This is a genomic window from Paraburkholderia sp. (assembly GCF_035656215.1).
GTDB lineage: Bacteria > Pseudomonadota > Gammaproteobacteria > Burkholderiales > Burkholderiaceae > Paraburkholderia.
Genome location: NZ_DASRSY010000098.1, coordinates 1 through 2,027, shown reverse-complemented (window position 1 = coordinate 2,027; position 2,027 = coordinate 1). Strand labels below are relative to the sequence as shown.

The 2,027-nt window shown below is 62.2% G+C and carries 1 protein-coding gene; it reads left to right on the top strand.

All coding sequences use genetic code 11. The annotated features are described in order from the left end of the window. Positions 1-2,027: 5-methyltetrahydropteroyltriglutamate--homocysteine S-methyltransferase (metE, locus tag VFE81_RS05610; RefSeq protein WP_325043644.1), on the top strand; the 2,027-nt coding region annotated here is incomplete at both ends.

Below are 2,027 nucleotides of genomic sequence, written 5' to 3'. Positions count from 1 at the left end.
CGCATCGGCGCGCAACGCGAACTGAAATTCGCGCAGGAATCGTTCTGGCGCGGCGAATCGGACGAAACCTATCTGCGCGGCGTCGCTAAGGCGTTGCGCGCCCGCCATTGGCAGTTGCAGCAGGACGCCCGGCTGGATTTCGTCACCGTCGGCGATTTCGCCTACTACGACCAGATGCTCAATCTGAGCGCGCTGCTCGGCGCGTTGCCGGAGCGCTTCGGCTTCGATCCGAAAACGCTGTCGCTCGGCCAGTACTACGAGCTCGCGCGTGGCAACCATGCGCAACCTGCGATGGAAATGACCAAGTGGTTCGATACGAACTACCACTACCTCGTGCCGGAACTGGGCCCGGATACGAGCTTTAACGGCGGCGTCGAGTGGCTGTTCGACGAGATCGACGAAGCGCTAGCGCTGAACCTGCCGGTCAAGCCGGTGCTGATCGGGCCGATTACCTACCTGTGGCTGTCGAAAAGTCACGTTGCCGGCTTCGACCGCTTGTCGCTGTTGCCGAAGCTCGTGATCCGCTACAGCCGCATTCTTGAGACGCTCAAGCAACGTGGCATTGAATGGGTGCAACTCGATGAGCCAGCGCTGTGCCTCGATCTGCCGGCGGAATGGCTCGATGCGTTTTCCGCTGCGTATGACGTGCTCGGCACGTCGGGCGTCAAGGTGCTGCTGGCGACGTACTTCGAAACCGCCGCTGACCACGCGCAGCGTGTCGCCAGCCTGCCGGTTGCCGGCGTGCATATCGATCTGGTACGTGCGCCGCAACAGCTCGGTGCATGGCGTGCCGCCTTGCCCACGCACGCCGTGTTGTCGGCGGGGGTGATCGACGGCCGCAATATCTGGCGTGCGGATCTCGGCGACATCGTCGAGTCGTTGCAGGCGCTGCATGCGGAGCTTGGCGATCGTTTGTGGATTGCATCGTCATGCTCGCTGCTGCATGTGCCGGTTTCGCTCGACGCGGAGAAAAAGCTCGATGCCGATCTGAAATCCTGGCTCGCCTTCGCAACCGAAAAGCTCGACGAAGTCAGCACCATCGCCCTCGCCCTCGCCCTGCGCAATCCTGCCGCGGCTGAACCGAAGCTTGCCGCCGCGGACCGCGCACTGGAAGCGCGCCGCCACTCGAGCGCGGTCGTGAATGCGCTGGTGCAAAAACGCGTCGCCGCCGTGAGCGCTGCGATGGCCGAACGTAAAAGCCCCTTCGCCGAACGCAATCGCGTGCAGCGCGAAGCGCTCGACCTGCCACTCCTGCCTACTACCACGATCGGTTCGTTCCCGCAAACACCGGCCATCCGTCAGGCGCGCGCCGCCTACAAACGCGGTGAACTACGCGCGCTCGACTATCTGCAGCGGATGCGCGCCGAAATCGAAATCGCCGTGCGCAAACAGGAAGAACTGGGTCTCGACGTCCTTGTGCATGGCGAAGCCGAACGCAACGACATGGTCGAGTATTTCGGCGAGCAGTTGTGGGGCTATGCGTTCACGGAAAACGGCTGGGTGCAGAGTTACGGCTCGCGCTGCGTGAAACCGCCGATCATTTACGGCGACGTCTATCGCCCTGAGCCAATGACGGTCGAGACCACCCGCTACGCACAATCGCTCACGCATCGTTTGATGAAAGGCATGCTGACCGGCCCGGTGACGATGCTGCAGTGGTCCTTCGTGCGCGACGACCAACCGCGCTCAACCACCGCGCTGCAACTCGCGTTGGCGATTCGCGATGAGGTGGTGGACCTCGAAAAGGCCGGTATCCGCATCATTCAGATCGACGAACCGGCCTTTCGCGAAGGCTTGCCGTTGCATAAAGCCGATTGGGCCGCGTATCTGGAATGGGCAACACGTGTGTTCCGCATTTCGGCGGCGGGCGTCGCCGATCAGACGCAGATTCACACGCATATGTGCTATTCGGAATTCAACGATATCCTGCCGTCGATCGCCGCGATGGACGCCGACGTGATCACGATCGAAACCTCACGCTCAGCGATGGAGCTGCTCGACGGCTTCGGCGCGTTTGCTTATCCGAA